Here is a 21,412-nt window from a genome sequence, read left to right as displayed (position 1 = left end):
CTCAGACGGCTCCAAAACTGAAAAAATAAAAATACTCCAAATACACCGAATCTCTCAATTCTAGAATAAAAACCTTTCTCTGCTGTTGACGAAGTGTTGAGAATTTAACGTCTGTACTTGTTAATGCAGTTAGAATGGAATAATACTTGAAGGAGCAACCCAGGGGCTATTAACAGCATATACCTGGTAATCGTGATAATAATTAAGGAGTGACAATAGCAAATGACACAAGCAACTGATATTCAACAACGCGGCATTCTGTTGAGCGAGTCAGCATTGCGCCAGGTAAAATCGCTCCAAGGTAAGCAAGGGCAGGATTTATGTTTACGCGTAGGAGTCCGTCAAGGTGGTTGCTCTGGGATGTCTTACATGATGGATTTTGAAGACACTAGTAAGATCACCGCCCAGGATGATGTTTTTGATTATGATGGTTTCAAGATTGTGTGCGATCGCAAAAGTTTATTATATCTCTATGGGTTAATGCTCGATTATAGTGATGCCATGATTGGCGGTGGCTTCCAATTCACTAACCCCAATGCCTCCCAAACCTGTGGTTGCGGGAAATCTTTCGGGGTGTAATATAGTCAATGGTCAGATGTTAGAGGTCAATTGTCGTTTGTAAATGACTAATGACCAATAACCAATGACCAATCACCAATGACCAATGACCAATGACTATTAAAATTGAAGAACTGTTTGATACAGGTTTAGAACGTTATAAAGCTGGAGAATCGGTAGAATCGCTCATCCCTGTATTTAAAGAAGTGTGCGATCGCTCTCCCAAAGCTAGTTCCGCTTGGATTTGTCTTTCCTGGCTATACTTACTCGACAACAAAGCCAACTTAGCTTACAAAGCTGCAAATAAAGCAGTAAAGTTAAATCCCCAAGACCCACAAGCCAGAATTAATCTCGCTTTAGCCATGCTGGAAACAGGTCAAAAAGGTCTGCGCGAACACATTGACTTTGCACAACAGTTGATTTTTGTCAATGAAGAATGGCAAACGGAAGTTAAAAATAGCATTGAAGATGGCTTAACTAGAAAACCAGATTGGCAGAGTTTGGTAAAAGTCAAAAAATGGCTGTTTGAAGAATAATTTGTAATTTGTAATTCGTAATTCGTAATTCGTACTTAATGAGGAATTACGAATTATAATGATTAATTCTCAAAGCTTATAGAAGATGAAAGACAAACTATTAAATTGGCTCAACTTAGTTTTAGTCGCAGATGTATTCCTGGTAATTTTAGGTTTTATCTGGTTTGCCGTGGCAGTTATTGGTAATGCCTCTGGAATCAACCTCGGTTTAGATTTATGGCATAAACTGTGGATACCGCTATTTAACCCCGCTATTGGCATCCTCATGGGTGGTGCAATTCTCAGCGGAATAACCAGTTGGGTTTCTAAGAAATTTATGAAAAATGAGTCATAGCAGGGAATAGGGAATAGGGAATAGGGAATAGGGAATAGGGAATATGATTTAATTACCAATCACCAATCACCAATTACCCATTACCAATCTAAAATCCAAAATTGAATTACGAATTATTTGAGGATTTGCGTCAATGCTGATGGCAAATTCGGATATTGATACTCAAAACCTGCTGCTTGAGTGCGTTTAGGTAAGACTTTTTGACCCTCTAAAACCACAATTGCCCCGTCTCCCAACATCGCTTCTAAAGCAAAAGAAGGAACAGGCAACCATGACGGACGATTCATCACCTGTCCCATAGTTGCACTTAAATCTGTCATTCGCACAGGATTGGGAGCAGTTGCATTATATACACCGTCTATATTTGTCTTAGTTAAAGCTTGCAGAATTAAGTTAACAATATCATCTATGTGAATCCATGAAAACCACTGCCGACCACTACCAATAGGGCCACCTGCAAAAAGTTTGAAGGGAGTAATCATTTTCCCCAAAGCACCACCATGACCTAAAACAATACCAAAACGCAAAATTACCAAGCGCACACCAGCATTTGTTACCTTTTGTGCCTCTGCTTCCCATTCTTGGCAGACTTGAGCCAAAAAATCTTGACCTGAAGGGCTATTTTCGTCAAAAGTAGCAGTTTCACTAGTACCGTAATAGCCAATAGCCGAAGCATTCACTAACACACTTGGTTTAGGGTTAGCCTTAGCTATAGCTTCGACAATTTTTTGTGTACCCAGTTTGCGGCTATTGAGGATTTCCTGCTTACGTTGTGGTGTCCAACGTTCTTCAGCAATGGGTTCTCCTGCCAGATTAACCACACCATCACAACCAGCAATAGCATCTTGCCAAGCACCAGATACACCTGGTGTATAGCCCATAATTTCGAGATTTGGGAAAGTCTGAGCAGGAAAAACTTTGTGGGCAGAGTTAGTATTCCGACTTAACACCACTACTCTATGACCTTCATTATGCAGTCGTTCTACTAAACGACTACCGACAAATCCTGTTGCACCAGTAATTGCTACTTTCATGTTTGACTTAAGCTAAAGCACTATTGTACAGTCTTGGCTTTTACCTCAATTTAACGCTTTCTCAGCCTGTACTGTCTTCTGTTAAGTTAACCACTTAAATTTTACTCTTCCCTGTCACCTGTCACCTGTCAACTGTCACCTATTACCTGTATTTTGAGAATTAACTCGCGTGTTCCCAGTCGCTGAGTAATTCGCGATTTTGCTTTTTGGCATTGCTTTTGCGAACTGGCACTTTAGGAGTGCCAATATCAACAGCAGGAAAAGACTGTTTCATCTTCTTGGTAGATTTATTTTCTTGTGTGTTAGTCATGGCTAGATAGAGTTGATAAAAACTTCAGTTCTAATTTATAAGATCAATTTGCACAAACAATTTCCGGAAAAAAGATTGTGTTTTTAATGGAAAATTAATCAATCTCTAGAATGTGGAAAAATTGTAGGATTGACTACAGAAAAACCTTGCCGCTTGGGTTTTGTATTTGCTAACTCAACTTGAAAATTTATTTTGTCACTTACCTCCCCACTTCTGGCTTCCAGAGTCCAATTGCCGGGTTGTAAATGCCAAAATAATGCATTAGTTGATTGTGTAGATAACTGCCTACCATTTAGCCACCACTCTATAGGCAGATTAGATTTGCTAACCAGTTTAAATTCTAGTTTTTGCTGATATTTCTCATCAGGATAAACTACAAATAAATCCCCATTATGAGGAGATAAAATCCTAAATTTATCAGCATGAGAATTTGATTGTGGTTGTCTTGCTAACCATTCATCATACTCAGGTGGTAAATGGAAATCAGCAGGATTTTCGTAGGCAATTTTATCTGCTGGCGAAAAATATTCCTGCACTATCGAAGTACAGTCAGGTTTAGGTTTTAAACCAGAATTAGCACAAACGGGTAATTGGATTAACCCATCTGGCAGTGGAAAATCTGTCGGTGTTTGATATTGGTGCAGATGTAACATGATTCTGTTCCACAAAGGTGCAGCACCTGTCACACCTGAAACTTGACGCATCGGTTCGCCGTTGAAATTACCTACCCAAGTAGCAACAGTATAATCAGTGCTGAAGCCAACTGTCCAGGTATCACGATAATTTGATGAAGTGCCAGTTTTAACAGCCGCAGGGAAAGGCAAATTTAACACCGAGTCTACACCAAAAGCTGTAGCACGAGCATAGCGATCGCTCAACATATCAATAATTAACTGCCAATTTGCGGAATTGGGGACTGGGGACTGGGGACTGGGGACTGGGAAATTATTTAAAATAGTCACTAAAGGCGTGCTTTTCCCCAACCTTGCCATAGTCACATAAGCCCTAGCGAGTTCCCATAAACTCACCTCTGCACTACCCAAAGTCAAACCCAAACCGTAATATTCAGCACTTTGATTTAAATGTGCAAACCCCAACTCATGCAACCGGTTTAAGAAAGTTTCTACACCCACCTTTTCCAACACCTTTACCGCAGGTACATTTAAAGAATTTGCTAAAGCAACTCTTACCCGCACCGGACCGAGAAAACTGTTAGTATAATCTGTAGGGCTATATAATTTCGCCCCCGGAATCGCGTAATGAGAAGGAACATCTGCCAAAATCGAATTAGGTTTAATAACACCTTTTTCCAAAGCTAATTCATACACAAACGGCTTGAGAGTCGAACCAGGTTGACGCAACGCTTGTACTCCATCATTTCGTCCTAATTTCACTTCATTAAAATAATCAGGCGAACCGACGTAAGCTAAAACCTCCCCAGAGTAGTTGTCAATTATCACAGCAGCTGCATCATGGACATTGTTATCAGCAAGAGAATCAATAACCTGTTGTACCTGTGCTTCCACAAACTGCTGTAAAGGTCGATTTATCGTAGTCTGAATAGGAGAAGATTCCATTTCTCCTCCCTGTTTACCGTGATATAAATCCAGTCCCCCTCCTCGCTTGCGGGAAAATAAATTCACTCCCTGTTTACCGTGATATAAATCCAGTCCCCCTCCTCGCTTGCGGGGAGGGGTTAGGGGTGGGGTGTTCTGTGTTGCTAACCAAAACAAAAAATGCGGTGCAGCAATAATTCCCTGTTCACGAGATTGAAAAACCACCTTTTCCGTATATATGCGTTCTGCTACTGCTTCAGTAATATATTTATCCTGCACCATTTGATTTAAAACATATTTCTGCCTTTTCTTTAATCTTTCCCAATGTTCATAAGGATTAAAATAAGTAGGATTATTAGGAATTGCCGCTAAAAGAGAAGATTGGGCTAAATTTAAATCACTTGCAGAAATAGAAAAATAAGTCCGTGCTGCTGCTTCCACACCATAAATATTTCCTCCCATAGGTAGACGATTAATATAAGCAGAGAGAATTTCATCTTTATTCATTCCCGCAACTAATCGCCAAGATAGCCAAATTTCAGATAATTTACTTGATAAAGTCCGGGGAGAATTATCCAACATTCGCGCTAATTGCATGGTAATTGTGGAAGCACCAGAAACAATTTTTTTCGATTGAATAGCTTCCTTCATAGCGCGGATAATTGCTTTCATATCCAACGCCCCATGTTGATAAAAGCTGCCATCTTCAGCCGCTAAAATGGCTTTGATAAATTGAGGTGAAACTTGATTTAATGATATAACTGCGGTATGTTCTTGATCATGAGTGAGTAATGTTCCCAATGGCAAACCATTACGATCTGTAAACTGCATCGCTAAATGCTTTTGGGCAATATCTATACTATGAATTGGCGCAAAATAAGGCAGTAATCTCACCATAAGACAGAAAATGATTACAGCCAGAATAATTTTAATAGTTTTGGATTTGCGCTTTAGCTTTAATTTATATCTATCGAGATAACGAAAATAGGATTTTGTCTCACGCAGAGGAGGACACTTGTTTGGGCGGGTTTCCCGACTTGTGCAAAGTGTCCGTAACGCAGAGACACAGAGAGTAAGAGTTTTGAGGATACGAGTGTTGAATTTCATAATTTGAGGTTTCAAGTTATGTAAAAGAGATTTCGTAAAAAAATCAATATTTCAGAAATGTTAAGAATTGTATGGTTTGTTGGAAATAATTACACCAGATTAGGTATCTATGTAAACAAGCAAGGTGGGCATTTGAATTTATTTAATATGATGATTAGAACATTCTTTAAATTCTTATTTATCATTACCTTTATATTAGGTATAGCTGGCTGTAATTTTGTGGGTATCACACCCGGTAAGGAAAAATTACCTACTGTTGCGTCACTTACACCACCAAAATTACCCGAATGGATAGAACAAATCAGTCCTTTGGGAGATGCAAATACTCTTAGTCAAATTCGTATTCGTTTTAAAGATGCTTTAATTCCCGTTGAGAGTCTTGATAGTCCAGAACAAGAAAATTTATTAACTAAATTTGCCATTTGGCCTCCTTTACCGGGGAAGTTTCGCTTTTTAACACCGCGCATGGTAGGATTTCAAGCTGATAAAGCATTACCCAAAGCCATAAGATTACAAGTTACTCTCAAAGCTGGGTTAGGAGATTTAAAAAATCATCGTTTAGATCAAGATTTAGCTTGGACTTTCAATACTGAATCAATTAAACTCACCAATTTACCAGGTGTTAACCCCATTGAAAAAGCAGAAATTGAACCAATTGATTTAAAACCTAAATTACAATTTACATCCAATTTGGAATTAGATTTAGATTCTGTTCAAAAGCATTTACAGTTAATTCCTAATGGTAAAAATCAAGGGGTAAGGCTAAAGGTAGAATTAGCAAAATCAGAAAAACCAGAAAATTTAGATCCTTTAGAAAAATTTGACCCTTCAGCTAAAAATTGGATTTATGATATTACTCCCCAGGGAAATTTAGAAAAAGCCACATCTTACCTTTTAACATTTTCTCCTGGTATCCTTCCAGCTTATGGAAATATTCCCAGTGATAAAGAGTTTGTTAGTAAGTTAGCGACTTATTCACCATTAGCATTTCAGGGAATTAAACCCTACGGACTACCAGACTCAGGAGGAACCTATGGTAGATTTGTTAAAGGTAGTCCCCAGATAGAATTTAATAACATCTTGTTACCAGATTCTGCCAAAGAGAATATTAAAATCAATCCAGCACCCAAAGACATTGATAGAGTTTTGCAAATCTATGATGAAGATAGAATTGTTAGTGTTAATCCCTACGCTTTAGAACCGGATACTAATTATACAATTACTATTAACAAAAATGTCAAAGATAAATTTGGGCAAACTTTAGGTAAACCTGTTTCTATTAAATATGATTCTGGTGATTTAGCCGGAGATATTTGGGTTCCTTCTGATTTACATATTTTCCCTAAAGATAAAGATTTACAGTTAAATATTAATACAGTCAATCTACCAGAATCTAAATATCAAGCAAATTATCGTGTAATTAAACCCACAGATTTAGTTTATACGAATAATGCCAATGATTTATTACCCAAACCTGACAAATGGGAAAGCTTCAAAGTATCTGGTAGAAAAAATCAGTCAGTTAATGTCACTGTTCCCCTGAAAGCAAGATTAGGTGATAATCAGGGAATGTTAGCTTATGGAGTGCAAGCACGTACTAATAAATATCAAGAAAATAATAAACAATTATGGAGAGAAGCAACGACTTATGGAATGGTGCAATTAACTAACTTAGGTGTATTTTCTCAATGGTTTCCAGAGTCGGGGTTAATTCGGGTTCATCATCTTAGTAATGGTTCACCAGTTAAAGCGGCAAATATTGAAATTTATCAATCAAAATTATATGAAAAAACTGGTACTCAACCGGTACCTTGTGCAACGGGTGAAACTGATGTAAATGGGACTTTTAAAATTGATAATGATGAATTAAAAGATTGCTATTCTCAGGATGAAAAATTACCAAAATTATTAGTAATTGCCCGTGAAAATAAAGATTGGGCTTTTGCAAGAACTCAAGAGTATAGCGGTAGTTACGGTTATGGTATTGATGCTGGTTGGGAAGATGGTAAACCGATATCACGAGGGGTAATTTTTTCCGATAGACAGTTATATCAACCTGGAGAAAAAGCGGCATTTACTGCTTTTGCAGATTATTTAAAAACAGGTGAAATTCAGCAAGATAAAAATGCTGAATACAAATTAACTTTGGTAAGTCCCAATGGACAAAAATCTGATTTAGGTACACAAAACACAAATGAATTTGGTACATTTTCTCTAGAATTACCTATTCAAAAAACTCAACCTTTAGGCTATTACAAAATCGAAGCTAAAGGGAAAAATGGACGAGAAATATCTGGTGAATTTCGAGTAGCTGAGTTTAAACCACCTAATTTCAAAGTTGATTTGCAGCTTAATAAAGAATTTGCCCTTATTAATGACAAAATAGCAGCGAAGGTAGCTAGTAATTATTTATTTGGTTCACCTGTGGAAGGGGGAGAAGCTAAATATTTTATTACTCGTCAGCAGACTAATTTTATTCCCAAAGGTTGGGAGGAGTTTAGTTTTGGGAGACAGTGGTTTTGGCCTGAAGAAACTCCAACTCTCTCTAGCGATGTTTTACAAACTAATACTCAGTTAGATGCTAATGGTAAAAGTAGTCAAACAGTAACAATAGCCAAAGATTTACCTTACCCAATGACTTATCGGGTAGATGTTCAAATCGCTGATGTTTCTAATTTATCAGTTGCTAATTCTCAAACTTTTACAGCTTTACCTAGTAATAGACTTATTGGTTTGAAAAGTAATTTTGTAGCTGACGCTGGTAAGATTTTTCCGGTAGAAATTATTGTTACTGACGCGACAGGAAAACCTTTAGAAAATGAACGGGTAAATTTGGAGTTACAACAAATAAAATATAGTAGTGTTACTCAAATAGTTGAAGGTAGCCGAACTTCGAAAAATCAAGTTGAATATAAAACAGTTTCCAAAACAGAAATTAAATCTGCTAATATTCCGCAAACAGTAAATTTACAACCAACCGAATCAGGTTCATACCGTATTCGGGCTAATTTTAGCGATAGTAGAGATGAAATCACAGCTACAGATTTACAAATTTGGGTAACTGGTGTAAATCCCGTGTTCTGGGGTGAAAGAGAAAAAGATAAGTTGGAAGTTAAATTAAATAAGCAAGAGTTTAAAGTTGGAGAAACTGCTACTGCTTTAATCCAATCTCCCTACCCAGAAGGAGAATTATATTTTGCAGTAATTAAAGATAAACCTCTCTATCAGCAAGTTACCAAAATTAAGGGAGGTGCGCCACAAATTCAATTTATAATTACACCAGAAATGTTACCCAATGCTGCTGTGGAAGCGGTGTTAGTCAGACAAGGTAAATCACTCAATCAAGTGGAACCAGAAAATTTAGAAAATTTGGCAAGAATTGGTTTTTCACCTTTTAAAGTTAACTTGGGAGATAAGTATTTAAAGGTGGAAGTTAAGCCAAATCAAACTTCTTTAGAACCTGGAAATGAAGAAACTGTAGGACTAGAATTAAAAGATCATCAAGGAAACGCTACGCAAGGACAATTTACTGTCATGGTGGTGAATGAAGCAGTGTTACAACTTGCTGGTTATCGTCCACCAAATTTGATAGATACTGTTTATGCAGAACAACCAATTTCTACCCGTTTTAGTGATAATCGTCCAGATGTTGTTTTACAAAATCAAAGTTTAGATAAACCTAAAGGTTGGGGTTATGGTGGTGGGTTATCTAGTGCTTTAGCAAATACTCGCATTCGCCAAGATTTTCAAGCTTTAGCTTATTACAATGGTTCTGTAATTACTGATGTTAATGGTCAGGCTAAAATCACTTTTAAATTACCAGATGATTTGACTACGTGGCGGGTTATGGTGGTGGCTACGGACGGAAATCTGCGTTTTGGTAACGGAGAAGCGACATTTATCACCACAAAGCCATTAATAACTAATGCTATTCTCCCACAATTTGCTCGGTCAGGCGATCGCATTCTGGGAGGTTTATCCGTCACTAATACCACCGGAAACACTGGAAATTTAAGCATAAACGGTGAACTTAGCGGTTCTCTCCAATTCGCAGAAAATGACCCTAAAACTAAAACCTTGCAAACACCAGTCGAGTCAGCAACCCAAGCATATCGTTTTCCAATGGTTGTGGGTAGTGCAAGTGATGGAAATGTGACATTTAGAACGCAGTTGAATAATACCACAGATGCTTTTTTAGTTCCTTTAGAAATTAAGCCGTTAGAAATTACAGAACAAGTTGTAGAAACTGGTGTTAGTGAAAAACAGGTAAAAATTCCTCTGAATGTTGATAAAAATACCCTCTCGGAAACAGGAGGTTTAGATATTCAATTAGCTAGTACCTTAATTCCCGAAATTAAAGCACCCGTAAAACAAGTTTTAACCGACAATGATTTACCATTTGCAGAACCAGCAGCGAGTCAGTTATTAATTGCTGCAAATCTGCAAACTCTCACACAACAATATAATCAAACATTTGCAGAATTTAATCCCCAACAACAAGCTAACTTAGCAATTGAACAACTGCAAAAACTGCAAATTGCTGATGGTGGTTTTGCGGCTTTTCCAGGACAAGAAAAATCTGATCCTTGGGTTTCTGCTTATGCTGCGGAATCTCTAACAAAAGCTAATCAGGCTTACCCAGGGTTAATTATTTCTAAAATCCTCTCTCAACTAAAAACTTATTTACAGAAAGTTCTTGTCAACCCTGGACAATATGAGTTTTGTAAATCAAAACTCTGTAAATCTCAACTGCAACTTAATTCCTTAATCGCCTTATCACAATTAGGAGACAAACGCAATAGCTTCTTATCAGATATTTATCAACAACGTGATGCTTTTGATGTTGTCACCCAAATCAAATTAGCACGATATTTATACCAGTTTCCTGAATGGGAAAATGAAGCACAAATCATCCGAGTTCAGTTACAAAAAAATATTTATGAAACTGGACGTAATGCAGTTGTGAATTTACCCCCTAGCTGGAGTTGGATGAATTCACAGACCACAACACAAGCCCAAGCTTTACGCTTATTTATTGACCAAAAAGCCAATGTAGAAATCATTGATAAATTATTTCAAAGTCTGCTGAATCTTCGTAGAGAAGGAACATGGCAAACAACTTATAACAATGCCCAAGCCTTAACCGCTTTAGTAGAATATATTCAGCTACAATCAACACCACCTGATTTTTTAACTACCGTAAAATTAGCAGGTAAGAAGTTAGGCGAAACCAGATTTAATGGTTATGAAAATCCTAGCTTACAAGTAAATGTAGCAATGGATAAATTACCTCGTGGTCGTCATGATTTAATTTTGCAAAAATCTGGAAAAGGTAACTTACATTATTTAGTTACTTACAGTTATCGCTTGCAAGGAAATCAACCAGGAAGATTTAACGGTTTACGAGTAACGCGAGAAATTAGCAAAGTCAATGAAGAAAAAGTTATTCAAAAAACAGGAATGTATGCTATTGATAAACCCTTGACCTTAAAACCAGGAGAAGTATTTGATATTGGTTTAGAAATAATTACAGATCATCCTGTAGATCATCTCGTCATTAAAGATCCATTACCCGCAGGTTTTGAAGCAGTAGATGAGAGTTTCCAAACTGCGACACCAGCATTACAAGCAAAAGCCGATAACTGGCAATTAGGATATAAAACCATCTATAAAGATAGAATTATTTCCTATGCAGATCATCTCGAAGCAGGAGTTTACAGTTTACATTATTTAGTCCGTTCTGTTACCCCCGGAACATTCATTTGGCCAGGTGCAGAAGCACAACTTCAATATGCACCAGAAGAGTTTGGACGTAGTGCAGATTCGATTTTGGTGTTGGAGGAGAATAAATAATTATTTGTAGCTCTAGCTTTAAGTAAAATTATTAACTGGTCTATTGTTCTTACTGTTGAAATCGCTAAGAGTATTTATATACAAAGATTTTTGCCCAGGCAAAAGTCTAGCAATCATCCATTTTTAGTATAAGTTGCTCGAATACGAATAATTGTTGTACGCGATTGCGTAAATCCTGCAAAGAAGAAAAATGTTTGTGAAGTTTTATTTAAGAAATTGTTTTAACAAAAAAATTAGGTAAGAATTATTACACTTTAAATTGTAAAAAGGCACTTTTATTAAGTGATTATTCTTAATAGTACCTGAAATTAGGCATCTTTTAATACAAATTAAATACGTAAATAAAGAACTTAATTAAATTCTACACTATTGCACTTGACTGTAATTTTGTTATTATAGGTATTAAGTATATGTAAGTAAGAACTGTTGTGCAGGTTTATTAATTTGACGTTAAGTTGGTAATTGCTAATGAAAAATGAAGATAAAGTTAATCAAACAGCTATAGGCGGCAATAATGTTAAACAAGTAGGTGGTAACAATACAGAAACTAATGGGAATATTTTCATAGGAATCTTTTTTGTAGTAATTTTAGCTCTTGGTGGTTTAGCTTTTGCACTTACTATTGGATTAAATCAGGGCGGGCAAACGCCTAAAACAGAACAAAAATCTCCAACACCTTAATAATAAAAATTTAACACATAGCGGTGTGCAGTTCTGTGATAGCCATTTACATGGCTGGAATCCAGTATAGAAAAGGTTTTATCTGTTTCTCAATCAAGCGAACACCACTACAAGTATATCTTAAATTAAAAATAGTTTTAGGTAGTGTTATGGATCAGAGAAGTATAGCTGGTAGGTCTTCTGTACAAGTTGGACAAGATTTCATTCAAAAAATTTTTGATTTGAGCGTATCAAATCAAAATTTTTCACAATTTAATATATTAAATCAAGATGATTCTGAAATAAAATCATATTTGTCTTACTGGGAAAAATTAAATTCAGAGCAGAAAATCAATCTAGTGTTACACTGTAGACAGTATATTAAAGAAACCTATAAGCCCAAAACTCTCAAAAAAGATAAAGAAATTTCTCTTTCAAGTAACATATCCCTTGCTTTATTTATACTCTTGTTTTTACTTACTCAGTACCGAGGTTATAGAGATTTATTACTAAAAAATGAATATATAGTTTCTAGTAATATTGTATCTACTTATTGCAAAGTAAGTAAAGATATGTTATTACCATTACCCACTTGCATCACCTTGAATAAAGAAAACAAGCCATCACAAGACTTAGAAAAAAGGTTTAAAAATGATTTTGGAAAATATAAAAGCTCTTGGATTGAATTCACTGTATCTTGTTTAATAATTCCGTGGATAATAAGTACATTAGTATTTAAAATACTAAATTATCCTTTTAGTATTTTAGAACAGTCTAGACAAAAGAAAGAAAAAGAGAGATTAGAACAAGAAAATGATTTGTTAATCAGAGAGAAAAGAGCCAAAGAACAGACGTATAATATATTATTTAATCTTCTAAACGAAACTGAAAAAAATTATCTTAATAATTTAGAATCATATTTGAAATTAGAAAAAATAAAAGATCAATCATTGAAAATTTCTGGAATCATAAGGAAATTTAATCCTTATATGCTTGATAGTTTTGACATAAAACATATAATACGGTTTATTCCACTGATCTATCCTGAAGCGACCGAAGAGTCAAAAATAGAGATAATCGCTTGCATATTTCCAGATATAGACCATAAAAGTGTATTAAAAGCTGTAAAAGAATGTGATGAGATAAACAATATGACTAAATTTATTATGCAGATTATGGGTATAAAAAACATTGCACAAATTAAAGGTGAAAATAACAAGAAGTAAAAAAATAAAAAAGGTATTTTATTATACATAGCACTGGAAAAAGCCTATTGCAAGATATTGTGTGCTGGAGTTATACCGAGAGTCAGAATATATTTTTACCGACATTCACCAAGCATTACTGCTGCAATTGTATGGTTAAAATAAAGTTATCTTTTGACAAATGATGCTACTAAACGCTAAAAGTACATTTTTACTATTTTCAGAAAAATTTACTGATAAATAAAAATTAATCGCACACAAAAATCACAATACAAAATTATTACTTCCACAAGAGAACAGGGAAAAAAAGCACTTTCTGTATTAACCGAGGTATTTCTGAGAACTATGTAGCAAAAGTATCATAAAAAAATTACAAAATCTTCTATAAAAAATCAGCAAATGCGTGCTAAGGTTTTAATCTCGTTGTCTTCCCTTAGTGCCTCTCACCATGCATCTGCATTATTTACACCCCCAACATCTTGAAGAATTAGTCAAGAGTAGTAGTATAGATTTACACCTGGCGCGACTAAATTTTAGATCGCTTCAAGGTGTCAATGCCTATGATTACTTACTAATTTCAGAACAACTCCCCCGCACCAATACTGGCATGATCAAAAGCGGTTGGTTACAGCGTTACAACCATATTACAGAAGGTGGTTGGTGGTGTTCTGGACGAGATCCTCTAAATAATTGGCAAATGATGGAATGGGGATGTTTTAAACCAACCCAACCCCGACAAAATCAAAATGGTAAGTCGATTAAATATGAACATCCTCCCAGCACACCAACGCGGGTTTTTTGTCTGCGGGTGAATTTGCAAATTTGGCAGCAAGTTTCCCAACGTTACAATTTAGCTATGCCCAACAATATCACCATTGCTGCTGATGGGGAAGCAGAAGGTTTTTGGCAATGGGTGATGGAATGTAATATATCTATAATTATTTGTGAAGGTGTCAAAAAAGCAGCCGCTTTGTTAACACAAGGTTATGCAGCTATTGCTATTCCTGGAATTACTAGCGGTTATCGAGTTGTTAAAGATAACTTTGGCAAAGTTACCCGTCGTCAATTAATACCTGATTTAGCACTTTTTGCTACAACAAAGCGCAGTTTTTATATATGCTTTGATTTTGAAACCCAAGCTAAAAAAATTGCTGCTGTCAATAATGCTATTGCCCAACTTGGTGGTTTATTGCAACAACAAGAATGTCCTGTAAAAGTTGTGGAACTTCCAGGTAGGGAAAAAGGTGTTGATGAGTTTATTGTTGCTAAAGGTGCAGCTAATTTTGAAAGAATTTATCGTCAAAGCTTAGATTTAGAAGTTTATCTTGCTCAAACTAAACCCCACACTGAGTTAACAATTCCCGCTGCACTTACTGTCAACCTTCCTTATTTAGGAGAACTACCTTTTCCTACTTCTGGCTTGGTGGGAGTGAAGTCAGCGAAAGGTACAGGTAAAACAACAGGACTGCAAACTATTGTCAATCAAGCTAAAAGTCGTAATCAATCTGTTTTATTAATTACACACCGCATTCTTTTAGGGCGGTTTTTATGTGAAAGAATTGGGATTCAATGGGGAATTAGCCATGAAGCATGGAATCTAGAAGAAGAACCAAAATTACCAATTATAAATTATCCTTTACCAATAAATAAATCTTTTGGCTTATGCGTTGATTCTATTTGGAAACTTAATCCAGAAGATTGGCATGGCGCGATAGTAATTTTAGATGAGGTTGAGCAATCTTTATGGCATTTACTAAACAGTAATACTTGTAAACAAAAACGGGTTAAAATTCTCAGAATATTTCAACAATTAATTTCTACAGTTCTCACTACTGGGGGGTTAGTAATTGCCCAAGATGCAGATTTATCAGATGTTTCGCTAGAATATTTACAAGTTCTCTCAGGAACTAAAATCACGCCTTGGGTAGTTGTTAATCAGTGGAAACCATATAAAGGTTGGGATGTAACTTTTTATGATTCACCGAACCCTACACCGTTAATTCATCAATTGGAATTAGATTTAATTGCTGGACGTAAATGCTATGTAACTACTGATAGCCGCACTGGACGTTATAGTTGTGAAACGATTGAAGGTTATCTAAAACAGCGTTTACAGAAATTAAGAAAGCAATTTCCTGAGACTTTGGTAGTGAGTAGCCATACGACTAATACACCTGGTCATGCAGCAGTTGATTTTATTGGTGCTATTAATCAAAAAATTACTGATTATGGAACTGTTTTTGTTACTCCTAGTTTAGGAACAGGAATTAGTATTGATGTTCAACATTTTGATCGTGTTTATGGGATTTTTCAAGGAGTGATTCCTGATTCAGAAGCACGTCAAGCATTAGCAAGAGTGCGTGATGATGTTCCCCGTGTTGTCTGGTGTGCTAAACGTGGGATTGGTTTAATTGGTAGTGGGAGTACAAATTATCGGTTGCTATCTCATTGGTATCAGGAAAATCAGAAAGAAAATTTAGCTTTGCTGAGTCCTTTACATAAAATAGATGTAGATTTACCTTTGGTTTATGACCCGATTCATTTACGAACTTGGGCTAAATTATCTGCCAGGGTAAATGCGTCTATTCGTCTCTATCGTCAATCTATGCAAGAAGGTTTGATTGATGATGGGCATAAAATTATGATGCGGAGTAATGCTGTTCAAAATAATATTCTGCGGGATTTGCGGTTAGCTTTCTTTGCAACTGATGCTAGTGATGTGGAGAACCGGAAGAGGTTGATTATAGAAATTGTGAAGGTACAGAAAGATTGGTCAAATAGTCGTCAAAAGGCTAAAGATATTAAACGCAAAATTAAGGAAATTAAGCAGCAGAATCAATTATTAGCAGCAAATGCTGTTGCAACAGCCAGGGATATTGATTATGTAGAATATGAGCAGTTATTAACTAAACATTCTCTCAGTAATGAGGAACGACACCAAATCAATAAATATATTCTCAGACATAGGTATGGGATTGAAGTGACTCCTTTGTTGAAGTTGCTGGATGATAAAGGATACTATGGACAGTTGTTAACGCATTATTATTTGACTCATGAAAGTGAATATTTTCATGTGAAAGATAAGCAAGAATGGCATCAACAATTATCTTGGGGTGAGGGCAAGGTTTTTTTACCAGATTTAAGGACTTATACTCTCAAAGTTGAAGCAATGCGAGCTTTAGGTATGCTTGAGTTTCTGGAAGGTGAAAGAGTTTTTGATGAAAATGATGCTGATATTATTTGGTTAAAAACTGTAGCTGTTCAGAATAGTAAACATATTAAGAGGGCTTTGGGTATTGACTTATCAAGTAATCAGGAAATGGTTTCTGGGATTAAAATAATTGGTAAGCTTTTAGGTTTGTTGGGTTTAAAGTTGCAGCAGGTAAATGATGTTTATAAAATTGATTTAGAAACTCTGAATGATGGTAGGCAAAGAATTTTTGCGGTTTGGCAGCAACGAGATGAATTGATGTTAAATCATGTGAAAGGGGTTGATTTTGTTTTAGAATCTAAATCGTTGGCTCTACAAATGTAGAGTTTTGGTAGTTTCTCTGTTCTAGACCTGAATCATTAGGAATTAGGACTAAGGCTGCGTGTCACACCAAACATCTATTTTATGGTGCGTCAGATATCCAATATTTGTTTATTTGCAAAATTTATGAGGTCTGACGCACCCTACAAAGCCATATAATTTCTAAAAATCGTTAATTAATCATAGATAGGACTGACGCAAAAACTGACGCAAAATATCTCTCAAACTCTCATTTCTCCGTGTCCTCTGCGCCTCTGTGGTATGCCTAACAGCACGCTGCGCGAACGTTATTCCGTAATTCTTGCGTAAATCCTAATAGAGTGAAAAAAGAGGCTTAATAACCAAAAAAATTATATGAATGCTGAAGAGTTGATCAAAGAAGGAATAAAGAAAAATTTATCTGGGGATTATCAAGGTGCGATAGCTGCGCTAACTGAAGGTATCGCTCTTTTTAACCAAGCAATACAGCTAAATCCCCACCTGGATATAGCTTATCACTATCGGGGTCATGCCTATTTGGGGTTAGAAGAGTTTGATTTAGCGATCGCAGATTATCAACAAGCCAGAGATAATAGTACTGGGGTAGAAAATCTCAATTTCGATATTGCAAAAGCTTACCATAACCGGGGTTTAGCACGTTTTCAGCGGGGAGATAATCAAGCTGCTATTGCAGATATCAACCAAGCTTTAGAGTACTATCATGATTTTGTCGCCGCTTATAGTAATCGGGGTAATATTTTTTATATTCTCGGTCAATACACAGAAGCAATTTCTGATTACAACCAAGCCATACAGCTAGATCCTCACTTAGACGCAGTTTACCATAACCGAGGTAATAGCCGCTATGCTCTCAAAGATTATCAAGGTGCTATCGCAGATTATAATCAAGCATTAGCGATTAATCCCCAGTTTGGTGAAGCTTACTATAACCGAGGTTTGATCATGTCTCACCTCCAAGACTATCAAAGTGCGATCGCTGATTTCAACCAAGCTATCCAACTCAATCCTGATGATGACCAAGCATACCATCAGCGGGGTTTAGTCTATAGCAACCTAGAAGACTACGAAAACGCCATTCAAGACTATAACCAAGCATTGCAAATTAATCCCACACTGCCCATAGTTTACGGCTTGCGGGCTAATGCACTCCGCCACCTGGGAGACTACCAAAGCGCAATTGCCGATAGTAATAGATTACTACAACTAAATCCCACTTTAGTAGCAGGATATTGCGATCGCGCTAATTTTCATCGCTTGTTAGGAAACTATCAAGCAGCTATTGAAGACTATAATCGAGCCTTACAACTCCAACCTAATTATGCAACAGCTTACTTCCTGCGGGCAAATATCCATCTACACTTAGGAGATAATCAAGCAGCTATTGACGATTTCCAAAAATCTGCTAATTTCTTTTACCAAGAAGGAAACACCACATACTACCAAAATGTCATCAATCTAATTACAGTTTTACTCCAGAATCCAGAATCTTGACTCCGAACTCCTTGCTTTAATTGTAACGTTTTCCTAAAACAATGTATTAATCAAATACAGTACACTACCTTAGAAAAGTAATAAACTTAACTTTAATATCATGAATCAACAAAAATATATTCAGTATCTAGGAAAACTAGCAATCGGAATTTCTCCAACTCTGTTAACTGCACACATCTTTCCTTCACAGTTGCTGGCACAGCCATTACCAATCAAAATCAGTCTAGAATTTCCATCAGGAGATTCCAGAGGCAAGCCAGAATCCACGATTGGCGGCGGAAGAAGAGGATTTTCCTGTATCCATCTTGAGAAAGGAAAACCCACTCTCACCGCCTTAACACCTAGACGAGATAATCAGATCAAAACAAGCTTAAATAATCCCACACTATATTTTTATGTTCCTAAAACTACCGCGACTACAGGTGAATTTGTACTGAGATCAGAAGAAGATAACGATATTTATCAGACAAATTTTAAACTACCCAGTACTTCGGGAATAGTCCAACTCAACATTCCCTCCACCGCAGGCATCAAAACAGGCAAAAAATATCAATGGTACTTCTCCCTAATTTGCAATTCTGAAGACAGAAGTGGAGATGAATATACCCAAGGGGATATCCAACAAACAACTATCAGTTCATCATTGAATAAAGACCTCCAGCAAGCAACACCCTTAAAACAGGCAGAGATTTATGCCAACAGTGATTTGTGGCCAGAAACCTTAAACAATATTGCTCAATTACGCACTCAAAAGCCAGATGAATGGCAAGAACTTTTAAAATCAGTAGGTCTAGAGGTCATAGCCGAAGAACCTCTCCTTAAATGTTGTCAACAAAACCCGGAACCTTAGTACAGATGGATTTGGACAAACTTAAACATCTTCTATGGCAAGGACGCGGTTTGTGGATTACCACCCCTGTAATCACCATGTTTATTATTCTCATCCGCTTTGCAGGGTTATTACAGTCCTGGGAGTGGGGAGTTTTTGATCAATATATGCGTTGGCGACCTCAAGAAGCTCAAGATCAGCGCATTGTCATAGTGGGTATTGATGAAACAGACCTGGATAATCTCAAACAGGCAAGCATTTCCGATCGCATTTTAGCCCAATTACTCAACAAACTCAAAGCCAGACAACCAAGAGCTATTGGACTTGATGTTTACCGGAATTTACCTTTACCACCAGGGACTTCAGAATTAGAACAAGTATTTAGATCTACACCTAATCTGGTAGGTATTCAGAAAGTAGTTGGAAACAGGAAAAACGAGATAGTAGACCCACCCCCAGTACTTAAATCATTGGGTCAAGTTGGTGCAAATGACCTGATTATTGATGCCGACAACAAAGTACGACGCGGCTTAATGTATGTGAAGACCGAGACAGAGGAAACAGTCTACAGTTTCAGCTTACATTTAGCTTTGCATTATCTAGCAAAAGAAGGAATCACCGCCAGCAAAGATTTCCGACTAGGGAAAACCAAATTTATTCCCTTTGAAAGTTATGATGGTGGCTATATACGTGCTGATGCTCGTGGTTATCAGATATTAATCAACTATCGGGGGAAAAGCGATTCCTTTGATACCGTTTCCATGACGGATATTCTAGAAGACAAATTACCAGCAAATTGGGGGCGCGATCGCATTATTTTCATTGGTTACATTGGGGAGAGTTTTCGAGATTCATTTTTTACCCCCCACAGCAGCGGACTTCTTAGCCTGCCAAAACCAATGAGTGGAGTAGAAATTCATGCCAATCTCACCAGCCAAATCATCAGTGCAGCCATCGAAAAGCGATCGCTATTTAGAACTTGGTCAGAACCATTAGAATGGCTATGGATTTTACTCTGGAGTGGAGTTGGTGCTACCCTAACCTGGAAATTGCGATTACAAAACCTACTCACACTACAGAGAATAATCAGCGCTGTACTAGCAGGGGGGGCTTTGCTAGGCAGCACCTATGTAGCTTTCCTTTCCGGCTTATGGCTGCCTGTCGTCCCCGCATTCTTAGCATTAACAGGGTCTGTAATTGCCATCACAGCTTACATCGCTCGTACAGCTGGAGACATCCGCAAAGTATTTGGACGTTACCTCACAGATGAAGTCGTAGCCAATTTACTAGAAAGTCCAGAAGGATTGAAACTCGGTGGTGAACGACGAAAAATTACCATCTTCACATCCGATTTAAGAGGATTTACTGCCACATCCGAACGCTTACAACCAGAAGAAGTAGTTAAAATTCTCAACTTTTACCTGGAATGTATGGCAGATGAAATTACTAAATATCAGGGAACCATTGATGAATTCATGGGTGATGGTATTTTAGTACTCTTTGGCGCTCCCACAGCCAGAGAAGACGATGCTACTAGGGCTGTAGCCTGCGGTATCGCCATGCAGTTGGCAATGGTCAAAGTTAACGCCCAAATGAAAGAATGGGGCTTACCACCGTTAGAAATGGGCATCGGCATTAATACAGGCGTTGTGGTAGTGGGAAATATTGGTTCTGAAAAACGCACCAAATACGGTATCGTCGGTAGTCAAGTCAACTTAACCTACCGTATTGAAGGCTATACAACCGGCGGCGAAATTATTATTTCTGAATCCACTTTTCACGAAGTAGAGTCAGTAGTCATCATCGCTAGTCAAACTCAAGTAACACCAAAAGGTGTTAAAGAACCTATTAACGTCTATAAAATAGCTGGTATCATCGGCGAATACAATCTTTTTCTCTCTGAACATCAAGAAGAATTATGCACTCTTCCTGAACCTATTCCCATTAAATATGTATTGGTAGATGGGAAAGATATTGGAAATTCATCTTACCAAGGATTTTTAGTCAGACTTTCAATTCATGAAGCAGAGATTTCTTTAGCCAATAAAGAAATTCAAGCTCTACCATCTTGCCTTTGTAATATAAAACTCAATTTATTAACACCAAATAACTCAGGAGAAACAGAAGATATGTATGCCAAAGTTTTAGAAAAATCTACAAAAATAGGAGATTTTTCCATTCGTTTTACAGCCAAGCCCCCAGCAATTATCACAAAATTTAACACTTTAATTGATCACATAAATTCCCAGAATATTCCATAATTTACAGTAGATTATAGGTAAATTAGGTATAAAGTTGCAAAACAAATCCATATACCAACATACTTATAAGCATTTTTCCTGTTCTATATAGCAGGTGACAGGGAACAGGTGACAGGTGACGATGCTCAAAGCCTTTTGGTGTCTAA

The 21,412-nt window shown here is 36.9% G+C and carries 13 protein-coding genes; 10 read left to right on the top strand and 3 right to left on the bottom strand.

Annotation, left to right across the window (positions count from 1 at the left end; genetic code table 11):
- Window positions 1–222 precede the first annotated feature (222 nt).
- The 3 genes from AC012T_RS13560 to AC012T_RS13550 all read left to right on the top strand — a co-directional run bounded on the left by AC012T_RS13560 (window position 223) and on the right by AC012T_RS13550 (window position 1,428).
- On the top strand, window positions 223–579 hold the full coding sequence (locus AC012T_RS13560) for an iron-sulfur cluster assembly accessory protein (protein ID WP_015214426.1): 357 nt from the start codon (window positions 223–225) through the stop codon (window positions 577–579).
- A gap of 92 nt (window positions 580–671) precedes the next feature.
- Window positions 672–1,094: a tetratricopeptide repeat protein gene (locus AC012T_RS13555; protein ID WP_487059065.1), complete on the top strand. Its 423-nt coding sequence runs from the start codon at window positions 672–674 to the stop codon at window positions 1,092–1,094.
- An 85-nt stretch (window positions 1,095–1,179) separates the two neighbouring features.
- Window positions 1,180–1,428: a hypothetical protein gene (locus tag AC012T_RS13550; protein ID WP_487059063.1), complete on the top strand. Its 249-nt coding sequence runs from the start codon at window positions 1,180–1,182 to the stop codon at window positions 1,426–1,428.
- Between the two features lie 113 nt (window positions 1,429–1,541).
- Here the strand turns inward: AC012T_RS13550 and thyD are convergent, their stop codons facing one another.
- The 3 genes from thyD to AC012T_RS13535 all read right to left on the bottom strand — a co-directional run bounded on the left by thyD (window position 1,542) and on the right by AC012T_RS13535 (window position 5,225).
- Window positions 1,542–2,462 (bottom strand): thylakoid membrane protein ThyD, encoded by a 921-nt coding sequence (gene thyD / locus AC012T_RS13545; protein WP_487059062.1) that lies wholly within the window; start codon window positions 2,460–2,462, stop codon window positions 1,542–1,544.
- Window positions 2,463–2,622: 160 nt separating this feature from the next.
- Window positions 2,623–2,772: a hypothetical protein gene (locus AC012T_RS13540; RefSeq protein WP_487059060.1), complete on the bottom strand. Its 150-nt coding sequence runs from the start codon at window positions 2,770–2,772 to the stop codon at window positions 2,623–2,625.
- Between the two features lie 98 nt (window positions 2,773–2,870).
- Entirely contained in the window at window positions 2,871–5,225 is a 2,355-nt protein-coding gene (locus tag AC012T_RS13535) for a penicillin-binding protein 1C (protein ID WP_487059058.1), read from the bottom strand.
- A 357-nt stretch (window positions 5,226–5,582) separates the two neighbouring features.
- Between AC012T_RS13535 and AC012T_RS13530 the strand changes: the two genes are divergently transcribed.
- The 7 genes from AC012T_RS13530 to AC012T_RS13500 all read left to right on the top strand — a co-directional run bounded on the left by AC012T_RS13530 (window position 5,583) and on the right by AC012T_RS13500 (window position 21,266).
- Complete coding sequence (locus AC012T_RS13530; protein WP_487059057.1) at window positions 5,583–11,288, top strand: alpha-2-macroglobulin family protein; 5,706 nt, start codon at window positions 5,583–5,585, stop codon at window positions 11,286–11,288.
- Window positions 11,289–11,756: 468 nt separating this feature from the next.
- The gene (locus AC012T_RS13525) at window positions 11,757–11,969 is read left to right on the top strand and encodes a hypothetical protein (RefSeq protein WP_487059055.1); all 213 of its coding nucleotides are present in this window, start codon (window positions 11,757–11,759) and stop codon (window positions 11,967–11,969) included.
- Between the two features lie 35 nt (window positions 11,970–12,004).
- Window positions 12,005–13,174, top strand: a complete 1,170-nt coding sequence (locus AC012T_RS13520; protein ID WP_487059053.1) for a hypothetical protein — start codon at window positions 12,005–12,007, stop codon at window positions 13,172–13,174.
- Between the two features lie 427 nt (window positions 13,175–13,601).
- On the top strand, window positions 13,602–16,688 hold the full coding sequence (locus tag AC012T_RS13515) for a plasmid replication protein, CyRepA1 family (protein WP_487059052.1): 3,087 nt from the start codon (window positions 13,602–13,604) through the stop codon (window positions 16,686–16,688).
- Window positions 16,689–17,039: 351 nt separating this feature from the next.
- Window positions 17,040–18,176: a tetratricopeptide repeat protein gene (locus tag AC012T_RS13510; protein ID WP_487059050.1), complete on the top strand. Its 1,137-nt coding sequence runs from the start codon at window positions 17,040–17,042 to the stop codon at window positions 18,174–18,176.
- Between the two features lie 100 nt (window positions 18,177–18,276).
- Window positions 18,277–19,026 (top strand): DUF928 domain-containing protein, encoded by a 750-nt coding sequence (locus AC012T_RS13505; RefSeq protein ID WP_487059048.1) that lies wholly within the window; start codon window positions 18,277–18,279, stop codon window positions 19,024–19,026.
- Window positions 18,999–21,266 carry a CHASE2 domain-containing protein gene (locus AC012T_RS13500; protein ID WP_487059046.1) on the top strand — a complete coding sequence of 756 codons (2,268 nt, stop codon included), beginning with the start codon at window positions 18,999–19,001 and terminating at the stop codon, window positions 21,264–21,266. Before AC012T_RS13505 ends, AC012T_RS13500 begins: the two co-directional genes overlap by 28 nt.
- Window positions 21,267–21,412: the final 146 nt, after the last annotated feature.

This window comes from Anabaena sp. EIM26, assembly GCF_057568715.1.
The sequence above is the reverse complement of the archived record's forward strand: the minus strand, read 5'-3'. Positions and strand labels throughout refer to the sequence as shown.

Excerpts from the sequence above, each read along its gene's own strand:
- AC012T_RS13540 (WP_487059060.1), bottom strand. The coding sequence starts at position 2,772 with ATGACTAACACACAAGAAAATAAATCTACCAAGAAGATGAAACAGTCT.
- thyD (WP_487059062.1), bottom strand. The coding sequence starts at position 2,462 with ATGAAAGTAGCAATTACTGGTGCAACAGGATTTGTCGGTAGTCGTTTA.
- AC012T_RS13550 (WP_487059063.1), top strand. The coding sequence starts at position 1,180 with ATGAAAGACAAACTATTAAATTGGCTCAACTTAGTTTTAGTCGCAGAT.
- AC012T_RS13510 (WP_487059050.1), top strand. The coding sequence starts at position 17,040 with ATGAATGCTGAAGAGTTGATCAAAGAAGGAATAAAGAAAAATTTATCT.
- AC012T_RS13505 (WP_487059048.1), top strand. The coding sequence starts at position 18,277 with ATGAATCAACAAAAATATATTCAGTATCTAGGAAAACTAGCAATCGGA.
- AC012T_RS13500 (WP_487059046.1), top strand. The coding sequence starts at position 18,999 with ATGTTGTCAACAAAACCCGGAACCTTAGTACAGATGGATTTGGACAAA.
- AC012T_RS13515 (WP_487059052.1), top strand. The coding sequence starts at position 13,602 with ATGCATCTGCATTATTTACACCCCCAACATCTTGAAGAATTAGTCAAG.
- AC012T_RS13535 (WP_487059058.1), bottom strand. The coding sequence starts at position 5,225 with ATGGTGAGATTACTGCCTTATTTTGCGCCAATTCATAGTATAGATATT.
- AC012T_RS13525 (WP_487059055.1), top strand. The coding sequence starts at position 11,757 with ATGAAAAATGAAGATAAAGTTAATCAAACAGCTATAGGCGGCAATAAT.
- AC012T_RS13555 (WP_487059065.1), top strand. The coding sequence starts at position 672 with ATGACTATTAAAATTGAAGAACTGTTTGATACAGGTTTAGAACGTTAT.
- AC012T_RS13560 (WP_015214426.1), top strand. The coding sequence starts at position 223 with ATGACACAAGCAACTGATATTCAACAACGCGGCATTCTGTTGAGCGAG.
- AC012T_RS13530 (WP_487059057.1), top strand. The coding sequence starts at position 5,583 with ATGATGATTAGAACATTCTTTAAATTCTTATTTATCATTACCTTTATA.